2 rRNA genes are annotated in these 4052 nt (G+C 51.0%); both read right to left on the bottom strand.

Features of this window, described 5'->3' with window-relative positions:
- Positions 1-2015: ribosomal RNA gene (locus HMPREF3192_RS03595) — 23S ribosomal RNA — on the bottom strand; the annotation flags it as partial.
- A 232-nt stretch (positions 2016-2247) separates the two neighbouring features.
- Positions 2248-3763 (bottom strand): 16S ribosomal RNA (locus HMPREF3192_RS03600).
- Between the last annotated feature and the right edge of the window lie 289 nt (positions 3764-4052).

Genomic DNA, 4052 nt, shown 5'->3' on the forward strand with positions numbered 1-4052 from the left:
TTAGGACCGTTATAGTTACGGCCGCCGTTTACCGGGGCTTAGATTTGCTGCTTCGCCAAAGCTGACAGCTCCTCGTGACCTTCCGGCACCGGGCAGGCGTCAGACCCTATACGTCGTCTTACGACTTCAGCAGAGTCCTGTGTTTTTGATAAACAGTCGCTTGGACCTCTTTACTGAGACCGAACCCAGCTTCAAAAGCAAGTTTTGTCACCAGGCTCGGCACCCCTTCTCCCGAAGTTACGGGGCAATTTTGCCGAGTTCCTTAACCATAGTTCTCCCGATCGCCTTGGTATGTTCTACCCATCCACCTGTGTCGGTTTGCGGTACGGGCACCTCAAAACTCCCTAGAGGTTTTTCTTGGAAGCATGGGCTTACTCACTTCACTCAATCGTTTCGTCTGCCACCTCAGCCTATATGAAAAGCGCATTTAACTACTTTTCAGCCTACGTGGCTTCACGGGGACGTCCAGAACCCCGCTTGAGCTACCCTTCTTCGTCACCCCATTGGTGATAACGTTTTTTTGGTGGTGCAGGAATGTCTACCTGCTGTGCATCGACTACGCCTTCCGGCCTTGTCTTAGCTCCCGACTGACCCTGGGAGGATTAGCCTTGCCCAGGAAACCTTGGATTTACGGCGGAGGTGTTTTTCACACCTCTCTCGTTACTCATGCCAGCATTCTCACTTCTGTATAGTCCACCAAAGGTTACCCTTCAGCTTCAACCCAATACAGAAAGCTCCCCTACCACTAGATAAAATCTAGTCCGTCGCTTCGGTACCATACTTAGCCCCGTATATTGTCGGCGCATGTCCACTCGACCAGTGAGCTATTACGCACTCTTTAAATGGGTGGCTGCTTCTAAGCCAACATCCTGGTTGTCTGAGCAAACGCACATCCTTTGCCACTTAGCATGGATTTGGGGACCTTAGCGGACGGTCTGGGCTGTTTCCCTTTCGAACACACGGCTTAGCCCACATGTTCTGACTCCCAGACTTTAGACCATACGGCATTCGGAGTTTGATTGATGTTGGTAGGCGGTGAGGCCCCCGCGACCATTCAGTGCTCTACCTCCGCAGGTAAACGTCTGAGGCTAGCCCTAAAGCTATTTCGGGGAGAACGAGATATCTCCAGGTTTGATTAGCCTTTCACCCCTATCCACAAGTCATCCCCTCAGTTTTCAACCTAAGTGGGTTCGGCCCTCCGCGGGGTCTTACCCCCGTTTCAGCCTGCTCATGGATAGATCACCTGGCTTCGCGTCTACGACATGCGACTTGTGCGCCCTATTCAGACTCGCTGTCGCTGCGGCTCGCTTTTAAGCTTAACCTTGCCACATATCGTAACTCGCTGGCTCATTCTACAAAAGGCACGCCGTCACAGTTATAAATAACTGCTCCGACTGCTTGTAGGCACACGGTTTCAGGTACTATTTCACTCCCCTTCCGGGGTGCTTTTCACCTTTCCCTCACGGTACTTGTTCACTATCGGTCACAGAAAAGTATTTAGGTTTGGAGGGTGGTCCCCCCTGCTTCCCACCAGGTTTCACGTGTCTGGCAGTACTCAGGTAATGCTAAAACAGATGAGATATTTTCGCCTACAGGACTTTAACCTTGTTTCGTTGGCTTTTCCACACCATTTGGCTAATAGCTCATTTTGTAACTGTCAAGATGAGATGTAGCTCATCAAAATAGCATCCCTACAACCCCGACAACGCATAGGCCTACATGCTTTTAGGCTATTGTCGGTTTGACCTTGCTCCCCGTTCGCTCGCCACTACTAGGGGAATCTCGGTTGATTTTTGTTCCTCTGGGTACTTAGATGTTTCAGTTCCCCAGGTTGTCTCTTAGACGCTTATGTGTTCGGCGTCCAGTAATAGGAGATGAATCCTATTGGGTTTTCCCATTCGGAAATCCACGGGTCAAAAGATATGTGCTCCTCACCGTGGCTTATCGCAGCTTGTCACGTCCTTCATCGGCTTTCTGTGCCAAGGCATCCACCGTGTGCCCTTACCATCTTCTTTTAATGGAAAAAGGTCTTAACATACAACAAATGTATAGATACATTTGTTCGATCAGATGCGATCTTCTTAAAGAAAATCTTGTTTGTTACGCTATACAGTTGTCAAGGTACACTTTTGCGAACCTTGAAAACCGAACACTGCAAAGCATTCGTGCTTTAGACAAAAACAGTAAAGCTATACATAGGCATACTAAAGAAAAAATAAGTCTTTACTAGAAAGGGTTTCTCCCTAGAAAGGAGGTGATCCAGCCGCACCTTCCGGTACGGCTACCTTGTTACGACTTCACCCCCCTTACCCTCCACACCTTCGGCGTCTCCCTCCTAAAAGGTTGGGCCGACGACTTCGGGTGCAAACGACTCGGGTGGTGTGACGGGCGGTGTGTACAAGGCCCGGGAACGCATTCACCGCGGCGTGCTGATCCGCGATTACTAGCAACTCCGACTTCATGGAGGCGGGTTTCAGCCTCCAATCCGAACTGGGGCCAGCTTTAAGGGATTGGCTTACTTTCGCAAGTTTGCTTCCCGTTGTGCTGGCCATTGTAGCACGTGTGCAGCCCAGGACATAAGGGGCATGATGACTTGACGTCGTCCCCACCTTCCTCCGGCTTAACGCCGGCGGTCTCGTACGGGTGCCCGGCCTAACCGCTGGCAACATACGACAAGGGTTGCGCTCGTTGCGGGACTTAACCCAACATCTCACGACACGAGCTGACGACAGCCATGCACCACCTGTTTAGGCTCCTTTCGGCCACGACGTTTCCGCCGCTTTACCTAAATGTCAAGCCCTGGTAAGGTTCTTCGCGTTGCTTCGAATTAAGCCACATGCTCCGCTGCTTGTGCGGGCCCCCGTCAATTCCTTTGAGTTTTAACCTTGCGGTCGTACTCCCCAGGCGGGACACTTAATGCGTTAGCTGCGGCACGGAGAAAAAACTTCCCCACACCTAGTGTCCATCGTTTACGGCTAGGACTACCAGGGTATCTAATCCTGTTCGCTCCCCTAGCTTTCGCTCCTCAGCGTCAGTTATGGCCCAGAAGGCCGCCTTCGCCACCGGTGTTCTTCCTAATATCTGCGCATTCCACCGCTACACTAGGAATTCCACCTTCCCCTACCAAACTCAAGTCTGCCGGTATCGGAAGCGGACGGGGGTTGAGCCCCCGGATTTAACTTGCCGACCTAACAGACCGCCTACGAGCGCTTTACGCCCAATGAATCCGGATAACGCTTGCTCCATACGTATTACCGCGGCTGCTGGCACGTATTTAGCCGGAGCTTCTTCTGCAGGTACCGTCACCATAAGGCCTCGTCCCTGCTGAAAGCGGTTTACAACCCGAAGGCCTTCATCCCGCACGCGGCGTCGCTGCGTCAGGGTTTCCCCCATTGCGCAAGATTCCCCACTGCTGCCTCCCGTAGGAGTCTGGGCCGTGTCTCAGTCCCAATCTGGCCGGTCGGTCTCTCAACCCGGCTACCCATCATTGCCTTGGTGAGCCGTTACCTCACCAACAAGCTAACAGGCCGCGGGCCCATCTTTTACCGCAAAAGCTTTCTTGTATATACCATGCGATACATACAAAGTATTCGGTATTATCCTCGGTTTCCCGAGGCTATCCCAAAGTAAAAGGCAGGTTGCCCACGTGTTACTCAGCCGTTCGCCACTTTATACACACCCGAAGGTGCTTTAATCGTTCGACTTGCATGTGTTAGGCGCGCCGCCAGCGTTCATCCTGAGCCAGGATCGAACTCTCCGTTCAAAATAACAAGACTAAAGTCTTGTAACATGTAAGTTTAAAAAGTTCGTATACCTAAACGTCAGTGCAAACACTGATCTGGATTCAAAGTAATCAACGTATATGTTTTTTGCTTCGAAAATTCGCTGTACTGTCTTTGCTGATCTTTCGATCGCAGTATTCGGTTTTCAAGGTTCGCTGCATGCGCTTGAGCGCGTGCGATGTTTTAATATACACACCCCCCAAGCGCGGTGCAAGACCAAAATTTTGATTTGTGCAAATTTGATCTAAATTCATATTTCAAACACATACA

The sequence above is a fragment of the Atopobium deltae genome (genome assembly GCF_001552785.1).
GTDB lineage: Bacteria > Actinomycetota > Coriobacteriia > Coriobacteriales > Atopobiaceae > Atopobium > Atopobium deltae.